The sequence below is a fragment of the Rhizorhabdus histidinilytica genome (assembly GCF_900167915.1).
In the GTDB taxonomy this organism is placed as follows: Bacteria; Pseudomonadota; Alphaproteobacteria; order Sphingomonadales; family Sphingomonadaceae; genus Rhizorhabdus; species Rhizorhabdus histidinilytica.
This window is the reverse complement of sequence record NZ_FUYM01000002.1, coordinates 537,068-563,030: the sequence shown is the minus strand read 5'-3', so window position 1 is coordinate 563,030 and position 25,963 is coordinate 537,068. Positions and strand designations below refer to the sequence as shown.

26 protein-coding genes are annotated in these 25,963 nt (G+C 69.0%); 10 read left to right on the top strand and 16 right to left on the bottom strand.

Annotated features, from left to right (window positions below; genetic code table 11):
• The first annotated feature begins 64 nt into the window (after positions 1–64).
• The 3 genes from B5X82_RS06350 to dcd all read left to right on the top strand — a co-directional run bounded on the left by B5X82_RS06350 (position 65) and on the right by dcd (position 1,699).
• Positions 65–547, top strand: coding sequence for a UPF0262 family protein (locus B5X82_RS06350; protein WP_079647258.1), 483 nt, complete (start codon positions 65–67; stop codon positions 545–547).
• A gap of 10 nt (positions 548–557) precedes the next feature.
• Entirely contained in the window at positions 558–1,013 is a 456-nt protein-coding gene (locus tag B5X82_RS06345; protein ID WP_079647257.1) for a cytidine deaminase, read from the top strand.
• A gap of 131 nt (positions 1,014–1,144) precedes the next feature.
• Positions 1,145–1,699 (top strand): dCTP deaminase, encoded by a 555-nt coding sequence (gene dcd / locus B5X82_RS06340; RefSeq protein ID WP_079647256.1) that lies wholly within the window; start codon positions 1,145–1,147, stop codon positions 1,697–1,699.
• A 188-nt stretch (positions 1,700–1,887) separates the two neighbouring features.
• On the opposite strand, the gene B5X82_RS06335 is transcribed toward dcd, so the two are convergent.
• Positions 1,888–4,197, bottom strand: a complete 2,310-nt coding sequence (locus B5X82_RS06335; RefSeq protein ID WP_079647255.1) for a ribonuclease R family protein — start codon at positions 4,195–4,197, stop codon at positions 1,888–1,890.
• A gap of 138 nt (positions 4,198–4,335) precedes the next feature.
• Here B5X82_RS06335 and B5X82_RS06330 point away from each other — a divergent pair, with 138 nt between their 5' ends.
• Together B5X82_RS06330 and B5X82_RS06325 are read left to right on the top strand one after the other, a co-directional pair.
• Positions 4,336–5,064: an energy transducer TonB gene (locus B5X82_RS06330; RefSeq protein ID WP_079647254.1), complete on the top strand. Its 729-nt coding sequence runs from the start codon at positions 4,336–4,338 to the stop codon at positions 5,062–5,064.
• Positions 5,065–5,071: 7 nt separating this feature from the next.
• Complete coding sequence (locus tag B5X82_RS06325; protein WP_079647253.1) at positions 5,072–5,755, top strand: Fe2+-dependent dioxygenase; 684 nt, start codon at positions 5,072–5,074, stop codon at positions 5,753–5,755.
• A gap of 118 nt (positions 5,756–5,873) precedes the next feature.
• On the opposite strand, the gene def is transcribed toward B5X82_RS06325, so the two are convergent.
• The 3 genes from def to recR form a co-directional block, all read right to left on the bottom strand.
• Complete coding sequence (gene def / locus B5X82_RS06320) at positions 5,874–6,407, bottom strand: peptide deformylase (protein ID WP_079647252.1); 534 nt, start codon at positions 6,405–6,407, stop codon at positions 5,874–5,876.
• 81 nt (positions 6,408–6,488) lie between these two features.
• A complete protein-coding gene (locus B5X82_RS06315) occupies positions 6,489–6,860 on the bottom strand; it encodes a hypothetical protein (protein WP_079647251.1) in 372 nt (123 codons plus the stop codon).
• A gap of 96 nt (positions 6,861–6,956) precedes the next feature.
• Positions 6,957–7,553 (bottom strand): recombination mediator RecR, encoded by a 597-nt coding sequence (recR, locus tag B5X82_RS06310; RefSeq protein ID WP_079647250.1) that lies wholly within the window; start codon positions 7,551–7,553, stop codon positions 6,957–6,959.
• Positions 7,554–7,605: 52 nt separating this feature from the next.
• On the opposite strand from recR, the gene fmt reads away from it, so the two are divergent.
• Genes fmt through B5X82_RS06295 form a run of 3 tightly spaced genes read left to right on the top strand, consistent with a single transcriptional unit; the run spans position 7,606 to position 9,706 of the window.
• Positions 7,606–8,532, top strand: a complete 927-nt coding sequence (gene fmt, locus B5X82_RS06305) for a methionyl-tRNA formyltransferase (RefSeq protein ID WP_079647249.1) — start codon at positions 7,606–7,608, stop codon at positions 8,530–8,532.
• Positions 8,529–9,293 (top strand): tRNA pseudouridine(38-40) synthase TruA, encoded by a 765-nt coding sequence (truA, locus tag B5X82_RS06300; RefSeq protein ID WP_079647248.1) that lies wholly within the window; start codon positions 8,529–8,531, stop codon positions 9,291–9,293. The genes fmt and truA overlap by 4 nt, the downstream gene beginning before the upstream one ends.
• Positions 9,290–9,706, top strand: coding sequence for an FKBP-type peptidyl-prolyl cis-trans isomerase (locus B5X82_RS06295; protein ID WP_079647247.1), 417 nt, complete (start codon positions 9,290–9,292; stop codon positions 9,704–9,706). Before truA ends, B5X82_RS06295 begins: the two co-directional genes overlap by 4 nt.
• Positions 9,707–9,714: 8 nt before the next feature.
• Here the strand turns inward: B5X82_RS06295 and B5X82_RS06290 are convergent, their stop codons facing one another.
• The 11 genes from B5X82_RS06290 to B5X82_RS06240 form a co-directional block, all read right to left on the bottom strand.
• Positions 9,715–11,616 (bottom strand): XrtA/PEP-CTERM system amidotransferase, encoded by a 1,902-nt coding sequence (locus B5X82_RS06290; RefSeq protein WP_079647246.1) that lies wholly within the window; start codon positions 11,614–11,616, stop codon positions 9,715–9,717.
• 3 nt (positions 11,617–11,619) lie between these two features.
• Positions 11,620–12,810, bottom strand: coding sequence for a TIGR03087 family PEP-CTERM/XrtA system glycosyltransferase (locus B5X82_RS06285; protein ID WP_079647245.1), 1,191 nt, complete (start codon positions 12,808–12,810; stop codon positions 11,620–11,622).
• Complete coding sequence (locus B5X82_RS06280; RefSeq protein ID WP_079647244.1) at positions 12,810–13,859, bottom strand: FemAB family XrtA/PEP-CTERM system-associated protein; 1,050 nt, start codon at positions 13,857–13,859, stop codon at positions 12,810–12,812. Before B5X82_RS06280 ends, B5X82_RS06285 begins: the two co-directional genes overlap by 1 nt.
• 3 nt (positions 13,860–13,862) lie before the next feature.
• Positions 13,863–14,708: an XrtA system polysaccharide deacetylase gene (locus B5X82_RS06275; RefSeq protein ID WP_176152489.1), complete on the bottom strand. Its 846-nt coding sequence runs from the start codon at positions 14,706–14,708 to the stop codon at positions 13,863–13,865.
• Between the two features lie 7 nt (positions 14,709–14,715).
• The gene (locus B5X82_RS27325; protein WP_139385032.1) at positions 14,716–16,257 is read right to left on the bottom strand and encodes an XrtA/PEP-CTERM system-associated ATPase; all 1,542 of its coding nucleotides are present in this window, start codon (positions 16,255–16,257) and stop codon (positions 14,716–14,718) included.
• 38 nt (positions 16,258–16,295) lie between these two features.
• On the bottom strand, positions 16,296–17,903 hold the full coding sequence (locus tag B5X82_RS06265) for a hypothetical protein (protein WP_079647242.1): 1,608 nt from the start codon (positions 17,901–17,903) through the stop codon (positions 16,296–16,298).
• Positions 17,900–19,006, bottom strand: a complete 1,107-nt coding sequence (locus B5X82_RS06260; RefSeq protein ID WP_079647241.1) for an AAA family ATPase — start codon at positions 19,004–19,006, stop codon at positions 17,900–17,902. The genes B5X82_RS06265 and B5X82_RS06260 overlap by 4 nt, the downstream gene beginning before the upstream one ends.
• 4 nt (positions 19,007–19,010) lie before the next feature.
• A complete protein-coding gene (locus B5X82_RS06255) occupies positions 19,011–20,531 on the bottom strand; it encodes an XrtA system polysaccharide chain length determinant (RefSeq protein ID WP_079647240.1) in 1,521 nt (506 codons plus the stop codon).
• Between the two features lie 29 nt (positions 20,532–20,560).
• Positions 20,561–21,175 carry an XrtA/PEP-CTERM system exopolysaccharide export protein gene (locus tag B5X82_RS06250; protein WP_223811423.1) on the bottom strand — a complete coding sequence of 205 codons (615 nt, stop codon included), beginning with the start codon at positions 21,173–21,175 and terminating at the stop codon, positions 20,561–20,563.
• 120 nt (positions 21,176–21,295) lie between these two features.
• Complete coding sequence (locus B5X82_RS06245) at positions 21,296–22,537, bottom strand: pyridoxal-dependent decarboxylase, exosortase A system-associated (RefSeq protein ID WP_079647238.1); 1,242 nt, start codon at positions 22,535–22,537, stop codon at positions 21,296–21,298.
• A complete protein-coding gene (locus B5X82_RS06240; RefSeq protein ID WP_079647237.1) occupies positions 22,534–24,069 on the bottom strand; it encodes an acyl-CoA ligase (AMP-forming), exosortase A system-associated in 1,536 nt (511 codons plus the stop codon). The genes B5X82_RS06245 and B5X82_RS06240 overlap by 4 nt, the downstream gene beginning before the upstream one ends.
• Positions 24,070–24,195: 126 nt before the next feature.
• Here B5X82_RS06240 and B5X82_RS06235 point away from each other — a divergent pair, with 126 nt between their 5' ends.
• The gene (locus tag B5X82_RS06235; RefSeq protein WP_079647236.1) at positions 24,196–24,471 is read left to right on the top strand and encodes an acyl carrier protein; all 276 of its coding nucleotides are present in this window, start codon (positions 24,196–24,198) and stop codon (positions 24,469–24,471) included.
• 159 nt (positions 24,472–24,630) lie between these two features.
• On the opposite strand, the gene trxB is transcribed toward B5X82_RS06235, so the two are convergent.
• Positions 24,631–25,602 carry a thioredoxin-disulfide reductase gene (gene trxB, locus B5X82_RS06230; RefSeq protein ID WP_079647235.1) on the bottom strand — a complete coding sequence of 324 codons (972 nt, stop codon included), beginning with the start codon at positions 25,600–25,602 and terminating at the stop codon, positions 24,631–24,633.
• A gap of 148 nt (positions 25,603–25,750) precedes the next feature.
• Between trxB and B5X82_RS06225 the strand changes: the two genes are divergently transcribed.
• Entirely contained in the window at positions 25,751–25,960 is a 210-nt protein-coding gene (locus tag B5X82_RS06225; RefSeq protein ID WP_139385031.1) for a hypothetical protein, read from the top strand.
• Positions 25,961–25,963 lie beyond the last annotated feature (3 nt).

Below are 25,963 nucleotides of genomic sequence, written 5' to 3'. Positions count from 1 at the left end.
GACCCCCCAAGGATCTGCATGCTTCACTTTGCCAAGCGGCTCCGCCAAGGCTAAGGCCGAGACAATGTCCGATCCGCGCATCATCGCCATCGATCTCGACGAGAAGACGATCATCTGGCGCAATGCCGATGTCGAGCAGGAGCGGCGCGTCGCCATCTTCGACCTGCTCGAGGGCAATCATTTCAAGCCGTTGCGCGCCTATCCCCAGGACTATGCCGGGCCCTATCGGGTCAAGCTGCGGGTCGAGGAGGGGCGGCTGGCGATCGACGTCCACGCGGAATCCGGCGAGCTGCTCGAAACGCTGATCCTCGGGCTCGCCAGCTTCCGCCGGCCGATCAAGGACTATTTCGCGATCTGCGACAGCTATTTCCAGGCCATCCGGACCTCGACCGCGCAGCAGATCGAGACGGTCGACATGGCCCGGCGCGGCATCCACAACGACGCGGCGCAGCTCCTAAAGGAACGGCTGGAAGGCAAGATCGAGGTCGATTTCGATACCGCCCGCCGGCTCTTCACCCTGATCTGCGTATTGCACATCCGTGGCTGAACCGGTCGACATGCGCGAGGTGGCCGGCCGCGTCCTGATCGACGCGGCGCGCGGCGTGGCGACCAACGCCCATGCCCCCTATTCGCGCTTCGGCGTCGGCGCGGCGGTGCTGCTCGCCGACGGCCGGATCGTCACCGGCGCCAATTTCGAGAATGCCAGCTACGGCCTGTCGCTCTGCGCCGAGACGGTGGCGCTGGCGACGGCCAACAGCGAGGGCCATCTGCGCGACGTGGTCGCGATCGGCGTCACCGGCGGGCGGATCGAAAGCGACGGGTCGATCGCCGGATCGGCGCTGGTCACGCCCTGCGGCCGCTGCCGCCAGATCATCAACGAGGCCGCCCAGCTCGGCGGCCGCGACATCGACATCTATTGCGGATCGGCCGACGGTGGCGCCTTCGCCCGCTTTCGGGCGTCGGAGCTGCTGCCGCATGCCTTCGGGCCGGCCGATCTGGGACTTGCGGATTGATCTTTACCCGCTCGTCCTGAGGAGCCATTGAGCGAAGACGAAATGGCATCTCGGAGGGTCCTTCGAGACGAGGCTTCGCCAGGCTCAGCCTCTCCTCAGGATGAGCGGTTTCAGTGGGGAATTAAAGCCGAATGACGATCATGTCGGACAAGTGGATCCGCGAACAGGCGACGAAGAACGGGATGATCGAGCCGTTCGTCGAGGCGCAGCGGCGCGACGGCTGCATCAGCTACGGCCTCTCCTCCTATGGCTATGACGCGCGCGTGGCGCCCGAGTTCAAGATCTTCACCAACGTCGATTCGGCGACGGTCGACCCGAAGGATTTCGCGTCGAACAGCTTCGTCGACCGCGAGACCGACGTCTGCATCATCCCGCCCAACAGCTTCGCGCTCGCCCGCACCGTCGAATATTTCCGGGTGCCGCGCGACATCCTCGTCATCTGCCTCGGCAAGTCGACCTATGCGCGCTGCGGCATCATCGTCAACGTGACCCCGCTCGAACCGGGCTGGGAAGGCCATGTCACGCTCGAATTCTCGAACACCACGCCGCTCCCCGCCAAGATATACGCGAACGAGGGCGCCTGCCAGTTCCTGTTCCTCCAGGGCAATGAGCCCTGCGAGATCAGCTATGCCGACCGGGCCGGCAAATATATGGGCCAGCAGGGCGTGACCTTGCCGCGGCTCTGAGGCACCTCACGGATTGAAACCACCGTCACCCCAGCGAAGGCCGGGGTCCATGTCTCTCATCGGCCAGATCGCATCTGAGAAGACGACAAACATGAGACCAGCCTTCAGCCCTTGGCTGAAGTCTATCCCGAGCGCCTGCCTTGCAGGCAGTCGAGGGGCTGGCATGATGGATTTTGAGTCGGGATGAGTTAGCGCCGCCGGCCGCCCTTGTGGCGAATATTGGCTGGCCGGCCGCGGCGGCCCATCATCGGCCGCTTGGGCCCGCGGGTGCCGCGCGGGCCGCGCATCGGCAGGTGGCTGGCGCCCTCCTCCAGCTCGAAGCGCAGCGAGCCGTTGATCGGATTGGCCTCGACCAGCCGCAGCCTGAGCTTCATCCCCGGCGTGTAGCGATCGCCGCTCTCCTCGCCCTCCAGCGCCTGCGCGCCTTCGTCATAGTGGAAGCGCTCGGCGCCGAGCGTCGACACCGGCACCAACCCGTCGCCCCCCAGTCCCTCGACCGTCGCGAAGAAGCCGAAGGGCTGGACCCCGGTGATCCGGGTGTCGAGCAGCTCGCCGACCCTGGTCGACAGATAGGCGGCGACGTAGCGGTCGATCGTCTCGCGCTCGGCCTCCATCGCGCGCCGCTCGGCCTGGCTGATCAGCTCGCCGATCGGGGTCATCCGTTCGGCCTCCTCCTGCGTCAGTGCGGTCCTGGGCACGATGTCGCCCGACCGGCCCGGCCCCTCCAGCCGGGGCCTGCCGGTCTCCAGCCCATAGGCGCCGACCAGCGAGCGGTGGACGAGCAGGTCGGCATAGCGGCGGATGGGGCTGGTGAAATGCGCGTAGCTGCCCAGCGCCAGACCGAAATGGCCGGCGTTGCGCGGCGCATAATAGGCCTGGGTCTGGCTGCGCAGCACCTGTTCCATGATCTGCGGCCGGATCGCATCGTCGGTGACCCGGCTCAGGATATGATTGAAGGTCGCCGGGCGCACCACCTGCCCCAGCGCGAACTCCATGTCGAATGTGGCGAGATAGTCCTTGAGCGCGACCAGCTTCTCGCGGCTCGGCGGCTCGTGGTCGCGGTACATGACCGGCGCCTTCTTCGCCTCCAGCGCCTTGGCAGCCGCGACATTGGCCGCGATCATATAGTCCTCGACCAGCCGGTGCGCGTCGAGCCGCTCACGCGGCGCGACCGACAGGATACGGCCCTTCTCGTCGAGCACCACGCGACGCTCGGGCAAGTCGAGATCGAGCGGCTCGCGCGCATCGCGTGCCTTGGCCAGCACCTTCCAGCAGGCCCAGAGCGGCCTGAGCGCACTATCGACCAGAGCCTTGTCCCATGTCCCGGCGACCGGCGCGCCGTCGATCGCCGCCTGCGCATCCTCATAGGCGATGTTCGCCGCGATACGCACGACCGCGCGGGCGAAGCGCCAGTTCGCCAGCGTCCCGTTCGCCTTCACCGTCAGGTGGCAGACCATCGCCGCGCGGTCCTCGCCATGCTTGAGCGAGCACATGTCAGCCGACAGCGCCTCGGGCAGCATCGGCACGACCCGATCGGGGAAATAGACGCTGTTGCCGCGCTTCTTCGCCTCGCGGTCGAGTGCCGATCCGGGACGGACGTAGAAGGAGACGTCGGCGATCGCGACGATCGCCCGGAAGCCGCCCGGGTTGGCAGGATCGTCGTCGGGCGCCGCCCAGATCGCATCGTCATGGTCGCGCGCGTCGGCCGGATCGATCGCGACGATCGGCAGGTCGCGCAGATCCTCGCGCCCCTCCCCCAGGTCGAGCCGGGTGACGAGGCCAGCCTCCTCGATCACGGTCTCGGGAAAAACATCGGGGATGCCGTGCTTGTGGATCGCAACGAGGCTGAACGATCGCGGCGCGAAGGGATCGCCCAGCCGCTCGGTCACCCGTGCGGTGATGCGCGGCGGCCGGCCCGCCTTCTCCGCGAGGACAAGGTCACCGGCATCGGCGTCGCCCGCGTCGGACACCAGCGTGTCGCGCTTCTCGCGCTTGTCGACCGGGCGCAGCCACAGCCGGTCGCCGTCGCGGTGGAGGATGCCGAGCATCAGCGCCTCGCCACGCGCCAGCTTCTTCATCGGATGCGCGATCCAGCCGTTGCCGGCTTCCTCGGTCCGCGCCAGGATGCGGTCGCCGACGCCGAGCGCGCTGCCCTTGCGCGCGCGCATCTCGCGGACGCGGAGCTGCGGCGGCGGGCCGCTCTCGCCGTGCCAGGTCTCGGGCACCGCCAGCGGCACGCCCTCGTCGGTCACGTCGGTGATCCGCAGCACCGTTACCTTGGGGATGCCGCCCATCCTGTGGAAGGCGCGGCCTCGGGCGCTGTCGATCAGCCCTTCGTCGGCCATGTCCTTGAGCAACGCCTTGAGCGCGATCTTCTCATTGCCCTGCAACCCGAAGGCGCGCGCGATCTCGCGCTTGCCGGCGGGCACCTCCGACGTGGTGATGAAATCGATGATCTGTTCGCGGGTCGGAAGACCGGCTGCTTTGGGGCGACGCATCACCAACACATAGGGATGGCGGGGCGTTTCGTCACGCTCCGCAATGCGCGGTTGTTGACCGCGATCAAACGCTATTGCGATTGATTTGCACTAAGAACTGCGGTAGCGAAGCCGCAGACAGGGAGTCGATCGTTGACGATGCACGCGACGCTGGACAGGGATGCGGGAGCGGAGGGCCGTGCGCTCTTCTTCGCCGACCTGCCCGATTCGCAAGCGAAGGCCCCGCCTCCGGTGACGGTCGAGCGTTCGGCCTATGGCGCCGATCGCGCGCCCAACTGGCCCATGATCGCCGCGATCGTCGCGCTCCACCTCGTCGCCTTCTATGCGCTGGTCACCTTCGACGTCATCCACATCGCAGAGAAGAAGAAGCCGCTGGTCGTCGACCTGATCGCCGAACCGCCCGCGCCGCCGGCCGAGAAGCCGAAGCCCGAGCCCGTGGTGGTCGAGAAGGTCCAGCCGGTGGTCGTGACGCCGGCGCCGATCGTTCAGACGATCGCCCCGCCACCTCCGCCGATCGCCGTCACCTCCGCGCCCCCGCCGCCCAAGCCGGTCGCGGTCGCGGCGCCACCGCCGGCGGGGCCGGTGATGGTCGGCAATCTCGACGAGCGGCTGCTCGAAGGCAAGCCGCCGCGCTATCCGATGGAATCTCGCCGCAAGCATGAACAGGGCACGGTCGTCGTCCGGCTGCTGATCGGCACCGACGGCCGGGTCGCCGAGATTTCGATCGCGCAGAGCAGCGGCTTCGCCCGTCTCGACCAGGCCGCGCTTCAGGCGATCCGCGGCTGGCGCTGGCAGCCGGTGATCCGCGACGGCCAGCCGGTCGAGGTACGCGGCCTCTACACCATGCCCTTCACCCTGAACGGCTGATCCGCCGATGATGATCGCGATACCCGGCGTCCTGACGGGCCGCATGCTGGATCATGTCCGCGCCCTCGTGACCGAGGCGGAATGGGTCGATGGCAACGCCACCTCGGGCCATCAGTCCGCGCTTGCCAAGAAGAACCGGCAATTGCCCGAGGACAGCGCCGCGGCGCGCGAGGCCGGCGGCGTCATCCTCGACGCGCTCGGCGCAACGCCGCTGTTCATCGCGGCGGCGCTGCCGCTCAGGGTGTTCCCACCGCTGTTCAACCTCTATTCGGGCGGCGAGCGGTTCGACACCCATGTCGACAACGCGATCCGGATGAAGCGCGGCACCGACTTCCGCATCCGTTCCGACCTGTCGGCGACGCTCTTCCTCAACGATCCCGGCAGCTATGACGGCGGCGAGCTGGTGGTCGAGGACACGCTCGGCACCCACAAGGTCAAGCTCGGCGCGGGCGACATGATCCTCTATCCGGCGTCGAGCCTGCACCACGTCACCCCGGTGACGCGCGGCGAGCGGCTGTGCTCCTTCTTCTGGATCCAGAGCATGGTCCGCGACGATGGCGCCCGCCGCACCCTGTTCGACCTCGACACCGCGATCCAGGCAGTCGCCGGCGATCGCGGGCAGGACGATCCGGCGATCATCAAGCTGACCGGCGTCTATCACAACCTGCTGCGGCGCTGGGCGGAGGCGTGAGGCCTCAGGCCGATATCCTCCTTATCCCGGCGAACGCCGGGATCTCCCTTTCTTTCTCCACAATCGAGACAAGGCAGAGAGATTCCAGCTTTCGCTGGAATGACGAAATGGGAAGAAATCAGGCCGCCTTGCGGGCGCGGCGGGCCTTTTCGAGCTTCTTCATCACCATCTCGCGCTTCAGCCGCGACAGATGGTCGATGAAGAGGATGCCTTCGAGATGGTCCATCTCATGCTGGAGGCAGGTGGCGAGCAGGCCTTCGAGCCGCTCCTCATGCTTCTCGCCCTGCTCGTCCAGCCAGCGCGCATGGATCACCGCCGGGCGCTCGACCTCGGCATATTGATCGGGGACCGACAGGCAGCCTTCGTTGTAGACCGACTGCTCCTCCGACGGATCGAACAGCTCGGGATTGATGAAAACGCGCGGATGGCGGATCGGCTTGCCCTCGGCGTCCTCTTCCTCCTGCAGGTCGATCACCAGCACGCGCTTCGGCACGCCGACCTGGATCGCGGCCAGGCCGATGCCCGGCGCATCGTACATGGTTTCGAACATGTCGGCGACCAGCGCGCGCAGATCATCGTCGACCGCCTCCACGGGAGTGGACTTGGTGCGCAGGCGCGGATCGGGCGCTTCGAGGATCGGACGGATGGCCATGACGACGAGCTAGGTATTTCGGGCCGAATCGTCAAGGCGACGCCGGTGGCCCCTCCCGCTGCGCGGGAGGAGCCGGACCGGTCAGTCGGCGCTGGCGATCGCCGCGCCGATCGCGATGCCCGCGATCGCGCCGATCAGCGCATCGCCGCCACGGTCGCGATAATAATAGCGTCCGCGCGGATAGCCGTAGCCATAGCCGTAATAGCGCGGCTCATAATAATAGCGGCGCGGGGCATAATAGCCGTAGCCACGACCGCGCCAGCGATCGCCGCGCCAATAGCGGTCGCCCCGCCAGCCGTCGCCGCGCCAGCGGTCACCCCGCCAGTGACGGTCGCCGTCCCAGCGATGCTCGTAGCGGTGGCCCCAGCGATCACGCGCCTCGGCGGGCGCCGCCGCCGCGACCGTGCCGGTGACGACGAGTGCCGCGACCAGGCGGGTGAATATAGGTCTCATCTGTATAGCTCCTTCCCTTTTTCTTGGGTCCGAGCTGGAGTCGGGCTGACCAAGGATGGACCGGTCAATCTTAACCGCAGCAGAACAGCATCCGGCTCAACTCACCGGACGGCGGGCGCGCAGCGCCTGCGCCAGGGTTCCCTCGTCGAGATAGTCGAGCTCGCCGCCCACCGGCAGGCCATGGGCGAGCTGGGTCAGGCGGACGGGGAAGCTCTCCAGCCGGTCGGCGATATAATGGGCGGTGGTCTGCCCTTCGAGGGTGGCGTTCATCGCCAGCACCACCTCGTCGATCCCGCCGGCCGCGATCCGGCCGATCAGCAGGTCGATCGACAGGTCCTCGGGGCGGATGCCTTCGAGCGCGGAAAGCCGCCCGCCGAGGACATGGAAGCGGCCCGGGAACAGCCGCGATCGATCGAGCGCCCAGAGATCGGCGACCTCCTCGACCACGCACAGCATGCGCGCGTCGCGCCGGGGATCGGCGCAGATGCCGCATGGATCGCTGGTATCGACATTGCCGCAGAGATGGCAGCTGGTGAGCTTGTCGTTGACCGCCTCCAGCGCGCGCAGCAGCGGGCCGAGCGCCGCCTCACGCTTCTTGAGCAGGTGCAGGACCGCCCGGCGCGCCGAGCGCGGGCCGAGGCCGGGCAGCTTCGCGAGCGCCTGGGTCAGCGTTTCGATCTCGGGAGACGACATCGCCCATCGATATGGGCTTGCATCATCGGATGGCAAGCGTTTCAGAGGGGACATGCGCATCGCCTTCATGGGAACCCCCGATTTCGCCGTACCGACGCTCGACGCGCTGGTCGACGCCGGCCACGAGCTGGCCGCCGTCTATTGCCAGCCGCCCCGCCCCGCCGGCCGGGGCAAGGCGCTGATGCCCTCCCCCGTCCAGCGCAGGGCCGAGGAACTGGGCATCCCGATCCGCCACCCGATCACGCTGCGCGACGCGGACGCGCAGGCGGACTTCGCCGCGCTCGACCTCGATGTCGCGGTGGTCGCCGCCTATGGGCTGATCCTGCCGCAGCCTGTCCTCGACGCGCCGCGCCATGGCTGCCTCAACGTCCATGGCTCGCTGCTGCCGCGCTGGCGCGGGGCGGCGCCGGTCCAACGCGCGATCCTGGCCGGCGATAGCACGACCGGCGTGACGATCATGCAGATGGAGCGCGGGCTCGACACCGGCCCGATGCTGGCGACGGTCGAGACCCCGGTCGACGGCAAGACGGCGGGCGAGCTGACCGACGAGCTGGCGCGGAGCGGCGCCGCGCTGATGGTGGAGGTGCTCGCCGACCTCGGCGCGCATCCCCCGGTCGTCCAGCCTGACGAAGGCGTCACCTATGCCGCCAAGATCGACAAGGCCGAATCCCGGATCGACTTTGCCGAGGCCGCCGGTCAGATCGAACGTCAGGTTCGCGCCTTCAACCCGGCGCCGGGCGCCTGGTTCGAGCATCAGGGAGAGCGCATCCGCGTCCTCGCCTGCGAGGTGATCGATCGGCATAGCCTGGCGGCCCCCGGCGAAGTGATCGACGACGCGCTGACGATCGAATGCATCAGCGGCGCGATCCGGCCGACCCGCGTCCAGCGCGCCGGCAAGGCGGCGATGAGCGCCGGAGAGCTGCTGCGCGGCTTCGCCATCCCGGCGGGCACCCATCTGGCCGGCCCGTCGCGGACATGACCCGTTTCCGCCTGACCGTCGAGTTCGACGGGCGCCCCTTCATGGGCTGGCAGCGGCAGGCGCATGGCCCCAGCGTCCAGCAGGCGATCGAGGAGGCGATCACCGCCGTCACCGGCGAGCAGGCGGTGATCCACGCCGCCGGGCGCACCGATGCCGGAGTCCACGGCCGGGCGATGACCGCGCATGCCGACGTCGCCAAGCCGATCACGCCGTTCCGGCTCAAGGAGGCGCTCAACGCGCGGTTGCGCCCCGCGCCCGTCGCGATCCTCGGCTGCGATCCGGTCGCGGACGACTGGCATGCCCGCTTCTCGTGCATCGGCCGGCGCTACATCTATCGCATCGTCAACCGCCGCGCGCCGTTGACCCTCGACGCCGGCCTCGCCTGGCAGGTCGCGGCCGAGCTCGACGACCGGGCGATGCACGCGGCGGCGCAGCACCTCGTCGGGCGGCACGACTTCACCACCTTCCGCTCGGCGCATTGCCAGGCCGAAAGTCCGGTCAAGACGCTCGACCGGCTCGACGTGCACCGTTCGGGCGAGCTGATCGAGATCGAGGCGGCGGCGCGCTCCTTCCTCCACCACCAGGTCCGCTCAATGGTGGGCTGCCTCGCGCTGGTCGGCCGGGGCCGCTGGACCGCCGCCGAACTGGCCGACGCGCTGGCGGCCGCGGACCGCGCTCGCCTCGGCCTCAACGCACCGCCCGACGGGCTCTATTTCATGGAAGCCGTCTATCCGGCGGAAACGGGAGAAGCCGCCCAATGACGCTCCCCAAGCCGCTGCTCGCGCTGCTCGCCCTGATGGCGAGCGCCGTCGTCCATGCCCAGGCGATCACCCTGCCCGACGGCACCCAGGTCGAGGATTATGAGGTCGGCAGCGGCGCCGAGGCGCGGACGGGCCGGACCGTTACCGTCCATTACACCGGCTGGCTGTGGCTCCAGCCCGAGGAGGAGCGCGGCAGGAATTTCGACTCCTCGCGCGGCGGCGAGCCGCTGACCTTCACGCTCGGCGCCGGCGACGTGATCGAGGGCTGGGACGCGGGCATCATCGGCATGAAGGAAGGCGGCATCCGCACCCTGATCATCCCGCCCCAGGCCGGCTATGGCGCGAAGGGCAAGGGCCCCGTCCCGCCCGATAGCTGGATGCTGTTCGAGGTGGAGCTGATCAAGGTCCGGTAGGCGCCCGCCTATCGCCCCGCGCCGAACAGCCGCCCCAGCGAGCGGTCGAGCATCATGAGCTGCCACAGCAGGCGGCCATGGTCGAAGCGGCCGGCCTGGTGCTCGGCGACGATGCCGTCGAGCGCGGCCGGATCGAACCAGCCGGTCTCGACCAGCGAGGAGGCCTTGGCGATCCGGCGCGCCTCGTCGGCCAGCGGGCCCCGGAACCAGGCGCTGATCGGGGTGACGAAGCCCATCTTGCGGCGGAACAATATGTCGTCGGGCAGGTAGCGGCGCATCGCCTGCTTGAGCAGCCACTTGCCGGTCGTGCCGCGCACCCGCATCCGCACCGGCAGCCGCGCCGCGAACTCGACCAGCCGATAGTCGAGCAGCGGCTCGCGCGCTTCGAGGCCGACCGCCATGCTGGTGCGGTCGACCTTGGTGAGGATGTCGCCGGGCAGCCAGATCTTGAGATCGGCATATTGGGCGCGGTCGAGCGCGTCGCGCGCCGGGGCGGCGCGCATCGCGGCAATATAGCGGTCCTCGGCGCGATGGCCCTGAAGATCGCGGACCGCGCGATCGGTGTAGAGCCGCCGCCGCAGCGCCGGGCCGGTGACGCCGACCGCGAGCGCATAGGCCTCCTCGCTCGACCGGCCGAGCCCCTCCAGCGTGCTCTTGGCGCGCAGCATCTGCGGCGCCCGGTCGAGCTTGGGGTAGAGCCGGCCGAGCGTTCCGAACAGATTGCGCCGGAAACCGAGGGGGAGCAGCCCGCGTACGCGCTCCTCGGCCTGGAAGAAGGTGAGCCGCCGATAACCGGCGAAGGCCTCGTCGGCGCCGTCGCCCGAGAGCGCGACCGTCACCGTCTCGCGCGCCAGCTCGGCGACCCGGTAGGTCGGCAGCGCGGAGGCGTCGGCGAAGGGCTCGTCGAACGCCGCGACCAGCGTGTCGACCAGGCCATGGTCGTCGGCCGATACGACGCGGGATCGATGGTCGGTGGCAAACCGCTCCGCGATCGCGGCGGCGTAGCGGGTCTCGTCGAAATCGGGATGGTCGAAACCGATCGAGCAGGTCTTGACCGCCTGCCGGCTCGCCTCCGCCATCAACGCGACCACCGCCGAGCTGTCGACCCCGCCCGACAGGAAGGCGCCGAGCGGCACGTCCGACACCATCCGGTCGGTGACGGCGGCGCGCATGAGGCCGACCAGCTCCTCCTCCAGCGCCGCGCGGCCGCCGCGGGCGCGGTCGGCAAAGCTGACGTCCCACCACTGCACCGGCCGGGGCAGCGGCGCGCCGCGCCGGAGCAGGAGATAATGGCCGGCGGGCAGCTTGTTCACGCCCGCGACGATGCTGCTGTCGTCGGGGACGTAGCCGAGCCCCAGATAGTCGTCGACAGCGCTGAAATCGGGGCTGCGGCGCAGCAGCGGATGGGCGAGCAGCGCCTTGAGCTCCGACCCGAAGGCGACGCTGCCGTCAGACAGCTCGGCATAGAAGAGCGGCTTCACGCCGAGCCGGTCGCGCGCGAGGAACAGGCAGCCGCGCTCGCGATCATGGATCGCGAAGGCGAACATGCCGTTGAGCCGCGACAGGCAATCAGGGCCCCATTGGCGCCACGCCTCGACGATCACCTCGCTGTCGCTGCTGGTGCGGAAGGCGCGGCCGAGCGCCTCCAGCTCGGCACGCACCGCGCGATAATTATAGACCTCGCCATTATAGCTGAGCATCGCCTGGCCGTCGGCGCTCGCCATCGGCTGGGTACCGCCCGCCAGGTCGATGATCGACAGGCGGCGGTGGCCGAGACCGACGCCCGGCGCGGTCCACACCCCCGACCCGTCGGGCCCGCGATGCGCGATCATCTCGGTCATCGCCCGGACACGGGCTTTCTCGACCGGCTTGGCGGTCTGCAGATGATAGAGGCCAGCGATCCCGCACATGATTCAGGGCTGTCCGATCAGCGTGTCGAGGGTGCGGAGCTGGGTCTCCCAGTCGTAGCGGGCGACGACATGCGCGCGCGCCGCCCGGCCCATCGCCTCGCCCTCCGCCGGATGGGTGAGCAGATGGAGGACGGCGTTGGCCATGTCATAGCCCTGGGCGACGCACAGATGCTTGTCGGGAACCGCGTCGATCCCCTCGAAGGCGGCCGGCGAGGCGACCACCGGCCGCGCCATCGCCATCGCCTCCAGCACCTTGTTCTGGACGCCGCGCGCGATGTCGAGCGGCGCAACGACGACCGCCGCCGCCGCCAGCCACGGCCGCACGTCGGGCACCGATCCGGTGACGATCACGTTGCGCAGGCCCGCCAGTGCCCGCACCGCCGGGGCCGGATCGCGGCCAACGATCGCGAACAGGGTCGAGGGATGCTTGGCGCGGATCGCCGGGAAGGTCCGCCGCGCGAAATAGTCGACCGCCTCGACATTGGGGCGATAGTCCATCTGCCCGGTGAAGACGAGCATCGGCTCCGCCCCGTCGATGCGCGGGAAGCCGGCGGGGTCGAAGAAGGCGGTGTCGATGCCGTTGTCGAGCGCGCGGACATGGCTGCTCGACAGCCCCGCCCGCCGCCGGAACAGCGCCGCCTCCGCCTCGCTGACGAACAGGTTGACGTCGGCCCAGCGGCCGATGCTGTCCTCATAGGCCGCCAGCAGCCGTCCCTCGCGCCGATGGATCCAGCCCATCAGCCCGCCCTCCTCGGCGCCATAGGCCGCGAACTTCTCCGAATCGACGTCGACGAAATCCATGATGAAGCGGCGCCCCTCGCGATCGTCGGGCACGAACTGCGCCATCTGCCCCGAATAAGCGAGGATCGTCTCGATCGGCCGCTCGGCGAGAAGCTGGTCGACCATGCGCATGATCCGCCGCGACCCGAACGCCGCGACCGACACCGGCTCGCCGAGCATCAGCGCCTCGACGCCAGCGCGCAGCCGCGACTTGTCGCGCACCTCGATATGCAGCGAGGCGAGCATCGGCAGCAATTCCTTGGCCGCCTTGCGGTCCTCGGCATTGTCGACGAAGCCGAGCAGGTGGACCGGTCGGCTCTGCGCGAGATGGCGGAGCATGTGGAAGCTGCGGATGCGATCGCCCCGGTCCGGCGGGAAGGGGATGCGATGCGCCAGGAACATCAGCTCGCCCATCAGCCGAGCCCCTTCGCGATCCAGGGCCCGATCCGGTTGGCGACCGCGAGCGGCAGCCGCTGCCACAGCGCGACCTGCAGCCGGTATCGCGGGCTGAGCGGGTTGATCTCGCGCGGCTGCTGGCCGTCGGCCGTCCGCGCGGCATAGGCGAGCGGCTCCGGCTCGAAACCCCAATTCTTCTTGAAGGCGAAGGCGCCGGTGCCGGATTTCGAGCGGCCGAAATCGAACGCCGCGCAGCCGCGCCGCCGCGCGTGCAGCATCAGCGCATAATACATCATGTCGTTGGCCCGCCAGGCCCGCGCCGCGCGCGTGCCGCCGCCCCAATAGGGCATGACGACGTCCTTGTGGTACAGGCTCAGCACGCTTGCCAGCGGGGCGCCGTCGCGGCTGACGGTCAGGATGTCGGCATCGTCGCCGAAGCCGTCGAGCACCGCGTCGAACAGACCCCGGGGAAAGACCGGCGTGCCGAGGTTGCGGACGCTTTCGGCATAGATCGCATAATGGGCGGCGCGATTCGCCTCGTCCCGGCCGGTGGTCACCGCCAGGTCGAAGCCCTGCGCCTTGCGCACCTCCGCGCGCTGCTTGCGCGGGATCGCCAGCAATTCCGCCTCGTCGTCGGCCGCAAGCGGCCGGGCGAAGCCGGCATAGGTCCCTTGCTCGACGTGCCAGCCCGGACCCGACGGCACCGCCCCGCCGCGAAGCTCGAGCGACGGGCAGCTCAGCCGGCCGGCCAGCGCCCAGCCCGCCTCGGCGAGCCGGTCGACGGTCGAGGCATCGTCGGCGATCGGGCCGCCACCCACCGCGAAACCGGCCGACACCAGCGCGCGACCGAACAGCGACGAATGCACCGCGGTCAGCGGCAGCAGCCCGGCAATCGCCCCACCCGCCTCGGCAACCAGATAATGGGCGGGCTGTCCGCAGCCCTGCTCGACCGCGCGGCTCCAGGCGGCACGGTGGAAGGCGCTACCTTGCGGGTGCCGTTCGACATAGGCGTCGATCGCGGCCCGGGTCGACGGGTCAGCCAGATCGACGCTGCATACCCCCGCCACGGCTCAGCCGCCCGTGGCCGCTTCGGCGGCGACCACATGGTCGATCCGGTCCCAGCGGAAGTCGCGGATCACCCGTTCGAGCTTGCCCTCCATCGCGCCGAGCCGCGCATAATGGCGCAGCTTCGACCGGAGCGGGGCATCGGCGACCCTCGGCTGGCCCGGGTCGATCTCCCACGGGTGGAAATAGAAGATGGCGGGCTGCCGCTCGCCGTTGACCTGGCGGATCGCCCAGCGCGAGAAGGCGTAGGGGAACAGGCGGAAGAAGCCGCCTCCGCCGGCGGCCACGATGCGGCTGCCCAGTCGGGCGGTCGTCACCGGCAACTCGACCAGCGCGCTGCCCGCCACCGGCCGGAAGGCGAAGCGCGGCGCCTCGGGCCAGCCATAATGATCATGGACGACGGGCGCGACGCTCGACGAATAGGCATAGCCCTCCTCGGCGAGGATCTCGTGCGCCCAGGGGGTGCGCTTGTCGATCGAGAAGCTCGGCGCGCGATAGCCGGTCACTTTCTGCCCGGACAGGTCCTCCAGCACCGCACGGGTGCGGCGCAGGTCCTCGCGGAACTGGGCAGGCGTCATGGTGAAGACGCGGACATGATCCCAGCCGTGGCTCGCCAGCTCGTGTCCCGCATCGACGATCCGGCGGATCAGCGCGGGATGGCGTTCGGCGATCCAGCCGAGCGTGAAGAAGGTGGCTTTGGCGCCCGTCCGGCCGAACAGGTCGATCACCGCATCGCTGTTGCGTTCGACCCGCGGCGTCAGTGCATCCCAGTCCTCGCGCCCGATGGTGCGTTCGAAGGCGCCGACCTGGAACCAGTCCTCGATATCGACCGACAGGCCGTTGATGACCATGCGGGGATCAGGCCGCGTCCTGGTTGCCGCCATTGCCGCTGCCTTGGGGGTCCTTCGGCAATTGCGGGTCCGTCTCGACCAACTCGACCAGCAACGACAATGTCCGCCGCAGCATCGCCTCCTGCTCGGCCAGACGCGCCTCCAGCTCGGCATTGCGCGCGGCATAGTCCGCCACCGCCGGATCGGCCGCCGGGACAGGCTGCGGCGAAGCGGCCGGCGGCTCCGCGACGGGCGGCTGATAGACGGACCGGGGCGGCGCGAAGGCTTCCGGCGGCGGCGCTACGGCCGGCTGCGGAGCCGGAGCCCACACCGGCGGAGGCGCAGGAGCCTGCTCCGCTTCCGCCGTGTACAGCGGAGGCCGCGGCGATGCGATCGGAGGCGGCGACGGCACGACCGCCTCAGGCGGGACATAGCCGTCATAGCGCGGCGGCTGCTCGATCGCCGGCGGGGGGATATGGCTGGCCAGGCCGGCGAACGGGTCGGGCTGGACGGCGGGCGCGGCCGGCTCATCCTCGTCGTCCGGGGCATAGCTCGTATAGGACGGCAAGCCGGGCGCGCGGGTCGGCGCGGCATAGGCCGGCTGCTGCTGCGCCGGTGCGGCGGCAGGGCCGGGGGTCCATTGCGGCGCCGGTTCCGTGACCGGCTCGGGCGCTGCCGGCGGGCGATAGGCGTAGGTCTGCGGCTCGGGTGCAGGCGGCATCGCCCGCGCCTGCGGCTGGGGGCCGTCGGCGGGCATGATGCTCTCGCTCGCCAGATCGGCGGCGACGTCCTCGACCACTTCGCCGTCGATGTCGGTCAGCCGCTCGATCGCGCCTTGCAGCATCACCCGGCCGGCGAGCATGTTCAGCCGTCGCGGAATGCCGCCCGACAGCCGGTGGAACGCCTCATAGGCATCCTGGGTGAAGCGCGGCGTGCCCTTCCAGCCGGCGCAGGCGAGCCGGTGCATGATGTAGGGCGCCACTTCGTCCCCGCCCATCGCGGTCAGATGGTGGGTGGCGATCACGCGCTGGCGAAGCTGTTCGAAGCGCGGTTGGGCCAGCGCCTCGCGGAACTCGGGCTGGCCGAGCAGGAAGATCTGGAGAAGCGCCTGTCCGCCATATTGGAAGTTGGACAGCATGCGCAGCTCTTCGAGCGCCGAGATCGGCAGGTTCTGCGCCTCGTCGACGATCAGCAGGGTACGTTTGCCGCTACGCGCCTGTTCGTGGAGGAAACGCTCGATCCGGGCGAGCAGCTGCCCTTTGGCGGCGACGTCGGTGGCGACGCCGAGCGCGAGCGCGACGATCCGCAGGATGTCCTCGCCCTCGAGCTGGGTCGAGACCAGGTTGATCGCGGTCAGCCGCGACCGGTCGATCGTCGCCATCAGGCGGCCGACCAGCATGGTCTTGCCGGTGCCGACCTCGCCGGTAACGACGATGAACCCCTCGCCCTGGGCAAGCCCATAGCCCAGATAGGTCATTGCCTTGCGGTGGGTCGCGCTCTCGAAATAAAAGCGCGGATCGGGGGTGAGCTGGAACGGCCGGTCGGTCAGGCCGTAGGGATCATGGTCCAAATCGACCCTCCCGCCCGGATACGCAGCGGTGCAGCATCTCAGAACCGATATTGCAAGCCAAGCCGCGCGCGTCCCGATACATCGGCCGTCATCCCATCCTGCTTCGACCCATCTACCGCGACGCTCGCCTGCATCTGGATACCGCGTCCGAAGCTCCGGTAGTAATTGGTGCTGAACGATCCAGACATCACATCAGACGCTCCGACCTGTCCATTCTTAAACAAATTGCCCGTAAAAGAAAAGGACACCCCCGAGGTGCGGCTGAGCGGCCGGCCTATCGAGATGTTGCTGAAGAAGCTCTGGTCGACGACGCCGTCGAGCGAAAACAGCGAATTGGGATTGTCGATATAGGTACGGCGCGCATAGCCCAGCCCGCCGCTGAACGTCCAAGTCCGCATCGTCCGGGTGAAGATGATGTTCGCCGCCCGCTCGCGATAGCTGTTCGCCGATGCCTGACCGAGCGAGCTCGCGATGCACTGCCCCGTTCCCGAGGTCTTGCCGAACAGGCATTGCTGGTAGGAGCTGGACGGATCGACCTGGTTGACGTCGAGCATCGGCGGCGCTCCCGCGAGGCCGTTCGACACGCCCTGCCCGAAGCTTTCCACCCGGTCGGTGACGATCAGGGTCAGCCCCGAACGCTCGCTTGGCCGCATCTCGATCAGCCCGGTGACCGACAGGTCGCCATAACGGCGGCCGACGCGCGCCTCCATCCGGGTGCGCCGGCTGGGCCGCCAGATCACGCCCGCATTGGCGATCAGCCCCTCGACCTCGTAGGTCAGCAGGCGCGGACTTGCCGGATCGACGACGAAGCGGCCGCCCTTGCCGCGCACCGGCAGGCCAGTGATCGGATCGACCAGCGCCGAGCGCTCCGACGTCCGCGTCCGTTCATAGCCACCGCTCGCGACCAGCGCGACCGGCGCGCCCGCCAGCGGCACCCGCACCTCGCCGATGACGTTGAAGGCGCGGAAATGCTCGTCGAGGTTGGTGGTGTTCTCGTGGCGATATTCGGACGAGATCTTCCATCCGAACGGCAGGCTGCCCGGCTCCATGCCGATATTGGCCGTCACCTGCTGCGCCTTCGAGCTGTCGAACCGGTCGTTGATCGGACCGGTGGCGGGAAGGTTGTCGGTCGTTTCGTTCTGTGTATAGGCGTAGCGATAGCTGAGGCCGAGGCCGAGATCGCCGATCCGGTGAATGAGGGTCGGCTGGACGAAGGCAGAATAGGTCTGCGTCAGATTCTGGGGATTGCCGATATTGAATTGCGGCGCGGCCCCGCTCGCATCGACGCGGCTGCGGGTGACGAGCGCCCCGGTTTCCAGGGTCAGCCACTCGTCGATGACGTTGGCCTGCAGCCGCATCAACCCGTCCTGGTTGAAGCTCTTGTCGACGTCGCCCATCTCGGGGATGCGATAGGACAGGTGGTAGGTGCCCGACGCGACGATGCGCCGGTTCGAGATCCGCGCCGTCAATACGCCCGAAACCTCGGTATAGGTGACGTCGTCCGCTCCGGGCCCGTGAAGTTGCGATTCGGCGATCTGGTCGAGGTTGAGGAAGGCGCCGAACTCGGGCCGGTCGGCATGGGCCGGAGCACAGACGGCGCCTCCGGCGAGCAGGCCCAGCAGGATGCGCGATGCGGTTCCGCTCATCGCGGCGCTTCATATCCGTAATAGCTGCCGAAGCGGCGAGCGTTCGGCGCGAAGCGCGCGCCGTTGAGGAGGAGCTGGATCTCTTCGCAGCCGCCGAGCAGCAGCACCGCGTCGCGCAGCTCGGCCTCCGCTGTCTTGTCGGCGCGGACGACGAGCAGCACCTGGCCGACATGATAGGCCAGCACCGACGCCGGCGATGCCGCCAGCGCCGGCGGGCTGTCGAACAGGATGATGCGATTGGGCCTGGCCGACAGCCGCTCGATGATCGTGCGGGTCCGGTCGGCGGCGATCAGCTCGGTCGCCTCGTTGGTATATTTCCCCGACGGCAGAACCGACAGGTTGCCGACGTCGGTCTTGATCACCAGCGTCTCGACGTCGATGTCGGGATCGGCGAGCGCGTCCATCAGCCCCACCGGCCCCTCGATGCCCAGGGTCGAAAGCACGGTCGGCTTGGCGAAGTCGCCGTCGATCAGCAGCACCTCGATGTCGCGTTCATTCGCCATCGACAGCGCCAGGTTGACCGCGCAGAAGGTCTTGCCCTCGTTCGCCTGCGCCGAGCAGATCAGTATCCGGCGCCCGTTGGGCAGCGCAGTCGGACCGATCGCGTTGAGCAGCAGCGTCCGCTTGACGATGCGGAACTCCTCGGCGAGCGCGGTGATCGCCGCGTCGGGCATCACGAAACCCTGGTCGATCAGGTCGGCGCGGTTCACCTTGGCGGTGCGATAGACGATCTCGGGCGCGGGCAGCGCGGCGCCGTCGCCGGCAGCAGGAGCCGGCGGCGCGGCGGGCGGCAGCAGCCCCCCACCCCCCGCATCGGCCCGGGCCGGCGTCAGCGGCGTCTCGACCGCGGCGACATCCGAGCCGGCGTCGAGCCCCTGATAGGGCAGCGGCGGCATCACCGGCTGGTGCAATGGCTGCAGCTGCGGTTGCGGCGGGCTCGCCGGCATGTCGATCACCGGCGGTTGACCGCCGCCGTCCGGCATGACGACGCGGGCACGCAGCACCGCCTCGAAATCGTAGACCGACCCGGCCCGCTCGATCAGCGAACCGCGGCGCTTCCGCTTCCGGGGCGGCGGCTTGCCGCTATCGTCCTGTCCGTCCATGCCGTCAGGATACCATGATGCGTTTGACGAACTCGATCAGCATCAGCAGCATGAACATCCCCGGCAGCCCCGCGGCAGCCGAGGAGAACCACATCATCTGCTTGCGCCGGATCACCCGCGTGTCGGCGGTGATCACTTCCGAGATCGACCCGAGCACTGGCAGGCCGCTGGCCTTCGCGAGCTGCTGGGTGGTCGTGTAGACATTGGCGAGCTGGCTCTTGGCGAAGGCCACGCCGGCCCCGACCACGATCCCGGCCACCAGCACGCCGGTGAGCAGCATTGCCCGGTTGGGCGCCGCCGGCTGGCGCGGCAGCGACGGCTGATCGATCACGCGGAACTGGACGCCATCGGTCTTGCCGGTCGCGTCGGACCGCAGCTTGGCGGCCTCGCGCTGGGCCAGCAGCTTGTTGTACTGGTCCTTGAGCACGTCATAGTCGCGGTCGAGCCGGGCCTGGTCGATCTGGGCCCCAGGCGCGGCAAGCTGGCGCTGCGCGATCGTCGTCACCGCCGTTTCGAGCTGCGACTTGCGCGCCTGCAACGCCGCGACATTGCCCTCGCGCTCGGCCTGCATCGACTTGAGCGAGACATAGACGGGGTTGGGCGCCATCGGCACCGACCGGCTGCCGCCGCGCGCCTTTTCGGCGCGGAGCTGGGCAAGCTGGGAACGGATGGCGATGACGTCGGGATGCTTTTCCGTCCAGCCGCGCGAGATCGCTTCCGAAAGCTGTCCCTCGAGCGTCGCGATGCGCTGGTCAAGCGTGTCGATACCGTTGACGCCCGCCGGAATCTGCGCCGGCGTGGCGGCGAGCTGGCCGTTCATCGCGGCCAGCGCGCTCCGCGCCTGCATCAGGTTCGAATCGAGGTTGACCATCTCGTTGCGCGCCGCGTCCATCCGCTGGTCGAGCGACCCGGTGCCCGGCAGGGAGCCCAGCGTGTTCTGGGTGATCTGCGCGCGCTGGCGGTCGACCTCGGCCAGTTCCTTGGCGCGGCGGGCCAGTTCCTGGTCGAGGAAGCTCAGCGCCTCGGCATTGTTCGCCTTGCTGCCGATCACATTCTCCTGGATGAAGATCTCGATCAGCTTCTGGGTGACGTTGCGCGCGATCGCGGCGGTCTGCTGCTCGGAAATGCCCTTCAGGCTGATCCGCGTCTTGATCTCCAGCAGGTCGTCGCCCTGCGCGGTGATCGAGATGCCCGAGCGCAGCGCGCCGATCAGCGACAGGGATTCATAGGAGGTCAGCGGCCGTTCACCATTGGAGACGGTGCGGACGACGCGCTTCAATATCTCGGTCGAGGTCAGCGACTGGCGGACGCGGTCGACATTGCGCTGCATGTCGTTCTCGGCCCCGTCGGCGAACAGCGACTTGACCTGCACCTGGATGCGCGCGCTGCTCTCATAGGCGGCGGGGACCCGCATCACCATCACCCAGCCGATCAGGCAGAAGGCCCATGCGACGGCGAGCGCCAGCCAGCGCATCCGCCAGATCGCGTACAGGGCAATCCTGATCTCGGTGTAGATGGCTTCCATCGATTAGCCCGCCGCCCCCACGGCCCTTCCTAAAACACGCTTTCGGGGATGATGATCACATCGCCCGGCTGCAGCTTCACGTTCGCCTTGATGTCCCCCCGCTTCAAGAGGCTGTCGATGCGCAGGCGATATTCCTGCTGCTGCTTGGTCACCGGATCGTAGCGGATCAGCTTCGCGCGGTTGCCCGCCGCATATTGCGACAGCCCGCCGACCGCGATCATCGCGTCGAGCAGGGTCATGTCCGACCTGTAGGACACCGTCGCCGGCTTCTCCGCCGCGCCGACGATGCGGATCTGCTGGGCGAAGGTGCCCGAGAAATTGTTGACGATCACCGACACGATCGGGTCGGTGATATAGGTCGACAGCGCGTCGCGGATGTCATCCGACAGCTTCGCCGGGGTCTTGCCGACCGCGACCATGTCGTTGATCAGCGGCAGGGTGATCCGCCCGTCGGGCCGCACCTGCACCTGCGCGCCCAGCTCCGGATTGCGCCACACGAACACGGTGAGGGCGTCGAGCGGGCCGATCGTATAGTCCTCGCCCGGCGCGCCGCCATCGGGCACGAAGGGGGCCGGCGGCAGCTCCTTGTCCTTGGCATAGGCACAGGCCGGCATGGTGGCGAGCAACGTCGCCGCCGCCAACATCGCGACCAGCCGCTTCAGTGCAGCACCAAGGGCCATATGCACATCCTCCAGGGCCTTCCCCAAGCCCATCAACACAACGCGAACTCTAATGCTCCACCGTCGATGAACATTAGCTTAGAATCACAGGATACGGGTCCCGTCTATCGTTATTTCGAGCGGCGGCGGATGGCCGAGGAAGGCCTGCGGACTGGCGCTCGCCCCATAGGCGCCCGCCAGATACAGCGCGACCACGTCGCCCACCTTCGCCTCCGGCAAGCCGACATGGTCGCCGAGCCGATCGATCGGGGTGCAGAGACAACCCACAACAGTCACTTCTTCGACCTTAGCCGAATCCGAATATTTCGTCAAAGAAATCGGATAGTTACGTCGCACGACGGTGCCAAAGTTGCCGCTTGCCGCAAGCTGGTGGTGGAGCCCGCCGTCGACGATCAGGAAGGTCTCGCCATGGCTGGCCTTCCGGTCGACGATACGGGTCAGATAGACGCCCGCCTCCCCCACCAGCCAGCGTCCGAGCTCGATTGTAAATTCTGCCTCGGCAAGGATCGGATCGCGGTGCGAAAGCGCCGACGATAATGCGCCCCCCACCCTACTTTCGTCTAATCCGGCGTCGTTGGCGAAATGGGGAATGCCGAAGCCGCCGCCCAGATTGACGTGCGGCGGGGCGACTCCGGCCTCCCCGCTCACCCGCGCCGCCAGCGCCAGGGCCGAGCGCTGCGCCTCGATCAGAGCCTCGGCGTCGAGGGCCTGTGATCCGGCGAAGATATGCAGGCCGCGATAGTCCGCGCCCGCCGCGACGATCCGGCGGACGAGCGGGGCCGCGCGCTCGGCATCGACGCCGAAGGGCTTGGCGCCGCCGCCCATCTTCATCCCCGATCCCTTGAGCTCGAAATCGGGGTTGATCCGCAGCGCGAGGCGCGGCGTACGGCCGATACCGCGCCCGATCGCCAGCGCGCGCTCCGCCTCGCCTTCCGATTCGAGGTTGAGAGTGATGCCGGCCTCGATCGCCATCGCCAGCTCACGGTCGCGCTTGCCAGGACCCGCGAAGGAGACGCGGCGCGCGTCCATCCCCGCGTCGAGCGCGAGTTGCGCCTCGCCCGCCGAGGCGACGTCGATCCCGTCGACCAACGGCGCGATCGCGGCGACCAGCGGCGGATGCGGATTGGCCTTCACCGCATAATGGAGCGACACGCCGGCGAACGCCGCCCGGAACCGGGCGATGCGATCGCGGACGACGGCGAGGTCATAGACGAACAGCGGCGTATCGCCCGCGACCGCGATCCACTCGTCGGCGCTGCGCCCGCCGATCATCAGCGCGCCATCCCGCCACTGGAAATCGGGGGGTATCGGTCCGGTCGGCTTCACCGCGTCTCCTCCGTCGCCTGGGCCTTCAATGCCGTTCGGTCGAGCTTGCCATTGGCGTTGCGCGGCAGTTCGTCGCGCCAGATCACCCGCGCGGGCTGCATGAAGTTGGGCAGGTTGTGGCGGAACCAGTCGGTCAGCCGCGCATCGGCGTCGGCCTCCGCCCCCGCCGGCCGGGCGTAGAGCAGGATCGCCTGGCCCAGCCGATCATCGGGGACGCCGAGCGCGACCGCCTCGGCCGCCGCGCCGCTGGCGATCGCCGCCTCCTCGATCTCGGTCGGGCTGATCCGGTTGCCCGAGCTCTTGATCATCTCGTCGTCGCGGCCGACGAAGCGCAGCAGTCCGGCCGCGTCGCGCACCACCGTGTCGCCCGACCACACCGCCGTCCCGCCATGGCGCGACGCGGCGGGCGCCGGGCGGAAGCGCTGCGCGGTCCGCTCGGCATCGCGCCAATAGCCCTGCGCCACCAGCGGGCCGGCATGGACCAGCTCGCCGGGCTCGCCATCGGCCGCGACCGTGCCGTCTGGACGGACGACCAGCACCTCGGCGAAGGGAATCTCGCGGCCGATCGACTCCGGATGCTCGTCGATCAGCGCGGGATCGAGATAGGTCGAGCGGAACGCCTCGGTCAGGCCGTACATCGAGAAGAGCCTGGCGGCCGGGAACAGCGCGCGCAGCCGCCGGACCAGCGGCACGCTCATCCGCCCGCCGGTGTTGGTCAGCCGCCGCAGCGGCGCGACGCACTCCACCGGCCATTCGGCCTCGGCCAGCTGGATCCACAGCGGCGGCACCCCCGCCAGCGTGGTTATGCCGTGCCGGCCGACCGCGCGCACCACGTCGCGCGCCGTCAGATAATCCAGTGGATGGACGCAACCGCCCGCCGCCCAGGTCGAGAGGAGCTGGTTCTGCCCATAATCGAAGCTGAGCGGCAGCACCGCGAGCGTTCGGTCGTCGGCACCGAGGCCGAGATAATGCGCCACGCCGACCGCGCCGAGCCAGAGATTGGCATGGCTGAGCATCACCCCCTTTGGCCGTCCCGTCGACCCAGAGGTGTAGAGGATCGCGACCAGCGCATCGGGATCGGCCGAGGACGGCGGCAGGTGATCGCCATGGCCGAGCAGCGCCGCCCCCTCGTCCTCCTCGACCAGCAGCGCGCAATCGTCGGGCCGGTCGCCGGACCCGAGCGTGTCGGCGCGGCCCCGGCCGGCGATCAGCAGCCGCGCGCCGCTGTCGGCGAGGATATGCGCCACCTGACCATGCTTGAGCAGCGGGTTGACGGGGACGTGGACCAGCCCCGCCCGCGCCGCGGCGAGCGGCATCAGGCAGGCGAGCCGCTGCTTCGGCAGCCAGCTCGCCACCCGGTCGCCGGGCCGCAGGCCCCGCCCTAGCAGCCCCGCCGCGAGCGCACCGACCGCGTCATCGAGCCCGCCATGGTCGAGCAGCCCCGCCTTGTCGGCGAGCGCCGGCGCGTCGCGGGCGCCGATCAGCGCGAGATGATCGAGCGGCCGGGGCGTCGGATCGGGAAGCACATCCATCGCCGCATCAGCTAGGGCTTGCCGGGCTCCGGGGCAACGGTTCGCGCCCGCGGCGATCCGAAATCTTGTCCCTGCGCCGCGATCCGTCTACGGAGCCGCGATTTCGAAACCTGCAGGGACGATGACGTGGGCGCAGCCGATTTCGACCAGACAGAGGATGTGGTGCGCGCGGTGCTGGTCGAGGTGCTCGCGCTCGACGCCGACCGCGCCGCCGGCTTCACCGCCGACACCGGGCTGTTCGGGTCGCTCCCCGAGCTCGACTCGATGGCCGTCGCCGGACTGCTGACCGCGCTCGAGGATCGGCTCGACATCATCATCGACGACGACGAGGTCGACGGCGAGATGCTCGAAAGCTTCGGCGCGCTGGTGGCGTTCGTCGACCGGAAGCTCGCCGGGAAATAATCCCAAAGAAATCTCCCTCCCCTTCAGGGAAGGGATATAAGGGTGGGGTACGGAGACGAGGGGCTCGATGCCCCTCGGCGGAGTTCTGCGCCGACGCCGGGGAGGCTCGCTGCCGCTCGCCACCCACCCCCTGGCCCCTCCCTTGAAAGGGAGGGGGGATTACGCAGCGACGGTCGCCCGCGCCTCGAAATCGGCTTCGGCCAGGAAGCGCTCGACGTCGAGCGCGGCCATGCAGCCCATGCCGGCGGCGGTGACCGCCTGGCGGTAGACCTTGTCGGAGACGTCGCCGGCGCCGAACACGCCGGGCACGCTGGTCCGGGTGCCGCCCTTCTCGACGATCAGATAGCCGTCCTCGTCGAGCTCCAGATGGCCGCGGAACAGCTCGGTCGCCGGGCTGTGGCCGATCGCGACGAAGCCGCCGTCGACCGCCAGCTCGGACGTCTCGCCGGTCTCGGTGTCGCGCAGCGCGATCGCGACCAGCCCCTCATTGCCGGCGCCGCCGACGAAGCGGTCGACCTGCTTGTTCCACAGCACCTTGACGTTGGGGTGCGCGAACAGCCGGTCCTGCAGGATCTTCTCCGCGCGCAGCGAGTCGCGGCGGTGGATCAGCGTCACGTCCTGGCTGTGGTTGGTCAGGTAGAGCGCCTCCTCGACCGCGGTGTTGCCGCCGCCGATCACCGCGACCTTCTTGCCGCGATAGAAGAAGCCGTCGCAGGTCGCGCAGGCGGACACGCCCTTGCCGCCCAGCGCCGCCTCGCCCTCGACGCCCAGCCACTTGGCCTGTGCGCCGGTCGCGATCACCAGCGTGTCGCAGACATAGAGAGTGCCGCCATCGCCGCGCAGGCGGAACGGCCGCTCGCTCAGGTCGACGTCGACGATCGTGTCCCACATCATCGTCGCGCCGACATGCTCGGCCTGCGCCTGCATCTCCTGCATCAGCCAGGGACCCTGGATCACGTCGCGGAAGCCCGGATAATTCTCGACGTCGGTGGTGATGGTGAGCTGGCCACCCGGCTGAAGCCCCTGCACCACGATCGGCGCGAGCCCGGCGCGCGCCCCGTAGATCGCGGCGGACAGACCGGCAGGACCGGATCCCAGGATGAGCATGCGGGTCGAATGGCTGGCGGTCATAAGGGCGGTCGGCTCCGTGATGGCTTCGATTCTCTGTCTCCAGATAGGGATGCCGCCCCCGCCTTGGCAACCGCGCCGCCTTTACCGGACTTTAGGCTTCGATAGCTATGCGGTGCCCCCGAACGACACGGGCGATCCAGGGGGCATGATGATCGGGACCAGCGAGCGGAACCTGATCCGGGACAAGAGCGGCCGCGCGCCGTACAAGCTGGCGCTCGGCGGCTGTCTCGTCGCCTTCGCCGCAGCGACCTCCTCGCCGGCGTTCGAGGCCAATCCGCTGCTCGGCAAGGCCGTACACGAACTGCGCCGGCAGCTTCCGACGACGCTCGACACCGTCCGCAAGGCCATGGGCGGCTGACCC

What these genes read in the sequence shown, in the direction of transcription:
- B5X82_RS06350 (WP_079647258.1), top strand. Translation starts at nt 65, where the DNA reads ATGTCCGATCCGCGCATCATCGCCATCGATCTCGACGAGAAGACGATC.
- B5X82_RS06345 (WP_079647257.1), top strand. Translation starts at nt 558, where the DNA reads ATGCGCGAGGTGGCCGGCCGCGTCCTGATCGACGCGGCGCGCGGCGTG.
- dcd (WP_079647256.1), top strand. Translation starts at nt 1,145, where the DNA reads ATGACGATCATGTCGGACAAGTGGATCCGCGAACAGGCGACGAAGAAC.
- B5X82_RS06335 (WP_079647255.1), bottom strand. Translation starts at nt 4,197, where the DNA reads ATGCGTCGCCCCAAAGCAGCCGGTCTTCCGACCCGCGAACAGATCATC.
- B5X82_RS06330 (WP_079647254.1), top strand. Translation starts at nt 4,336, where the DNA reads ATGCACGCGACGCTGGACAGGGATGCGGGAGCGGAGGGCCGTGCGCTC.
- B5X82_RS06325 (WP_079647253.1), top strand. Translation starts at nt 5,072, where the DNA reads ATGATGATCGCGATACCCGGCGTCCTGACGGGCCGCATGCTGGATCAT.
- def (WP_079647252.1), bottom strand. Translation starts at nt 6,407, where the DNA reads ATGGCCATCCGTCCGATCCTCGAAGCGCCCGATCCGCGCCTGCGCACC.
- B5X82_RS06315 (WP_079647251.1), bottom strand. Translation starts at nt 6,860, where the DNA reads ATGAGACCTATATTCACCCGCCTGGTCGCGGCACTCGTCGTCACCGGC.
- recR (WP_079647250.1), bottom strand. Translation starts at nt 7,553, where the DNA reads ATGTCGTCTCCCGAGATCGAAACGCTGACCCAGGCGCTCGCGAAGCTG.
- fmt (WP_079647249.1), top strand. Translation starts at nt 7,606, where the DNA reads ATGCGCATCGCCTTCATGGGAACCCCCGATTTCGCCGTACCGACGCTC.
- truA (WP_079647248.1), top strand. Translation starts at nt 8,529, where the DNA reads ATGACCCGTTTCCGCCTGACCGTCGAGTTCGACGGGCGCCCCTTCATG.
- B5X82_RS06295 (WP_079647247.1), top strand. Translation starts at nt 9,290, where the DNA reads ATGACGCTCCCCAAGCCGCTGCTCGCGCTGCTCGCCCTGATGGCGAGC.
- B5X82_RS06290 (WP_079647246.1), bottom strand. Translation starts at nt 11,616, where the DNA reads ATGTGCGGGATCGCTGGCCTCTATCATCTGCAGACCGCCAAGCCGGTC.
- B5X82_RS06285 (WP_079647245.1), bottom strand. Translation starts at nt 12,810, where the DNA reads ATGGGCGAGCTGATGTTCCTGGCGCATCGCATCCCCTTCCCGCCGGAC.
- B5X82_RS06275 (WP_176152489.1), bottom strand. Translation starts at nt 14,708, where the DNA reads ATGGTCATCAACGGCCTGTCGGTCGATATCGAGGACTGGTTCCAGGTC.
- B5X82_RS06265 (WP_079647242.1), bottom strand. Translation starts at nt 17,903, where the DNA reads ATGAGCGGAACCGCATCGCGCATCCTGCTGGGCCTGCTCGCCGGAGGC.
- B5X82_RS06260 (WP_079647241.1), bottom strand. Translation starts at nt 19,006, where the DNA reads ATGGACGGACAGGACGATAGCGGCAAGCCGCCGCCCCGGAAGCGGAAG.
- B5X82_RS06255 (WP_079647240.1), bottom strand. Translation starts at nt 20,531, where the DNA reads ATGGAAGCCATCTACACCGAGATCAGGATTGCCCTGTACGCGATCTGG.
- B5X82_RS06250 (WP_223811423.1), bottom strand. Translation starts at nt 21,175, where the DNA reads ATGTTGGCGGCGGCGACGTTGCTCGCCACCATGCCGGCCTGTGCCTAT.
- B5X82_RS06240 (WP_079647237.1), bottom strand. Translation starts at nt 24,069, where the DNA reads ATGGATGTGCTTCCCGATCCGACGCCCCGGCCGCTCGATCATCTCGCG.
- trxB (WP_079647235.1), bottom strand. Translation starts at nt 25,602, where the DNA reads ATGACCGCCAGCCATTCGACCCGCATGCTCATCCTGGGATCCGGTCCT.
- B5X82_RS06225 (WP_139385031.1), top strand. Translation starts at nt 25,751, where the DNA reads ATGATCGGGACCAGCGAGCGGAACCTGATCCGGGACAAGAGCGGCCGC.